Annotated in this window: 1 protein-coding gene; it reads right to left on the bottom strand. The window is 55.7% G+C overall.

Annotated elements, in window-relative coordinates; all coding sequences use genetic code 11:
- Positions 1–327: LysR substrate-binding domain-containing protein (locus A3730_RS11005; protein WP_156501153.1), on the bottom strand; the 327-nt coding region annotated here is incomplete at both ends.

Genomic DNA, 327 nt, shown 5'->3' on the forward strand with positions numbered 1-327 from the left:
AGAACAACCGGTATTCCAGCAGAGGGTGGTCATTTTTTTCCGTCACGAAACCAAAATCGGCCCGGTCATCCAGCACCATCTGCACCACGTCCTGGGTGGATGTGAGCGTAATTTTCAACTCGATATCCGGGTGCGCCAGGCGCCGCTCCAGCAACATGGGAAAATGCGGTGACATCAGACAACTGGGCGGCATGGCATAGGACACCAGCCCCACAATCCGGGTTTCCATGGCATGCACTTCATCCATGAACTGCTGGGTAGTGAGCATCTGATGCCGAATGTACTGGGTCAACGCATCGCCCGCATCGGTGAGCACCACCTTCTTGC

The organism is Alcanivorax sp. HI0044, assembly GCF_001634945.1.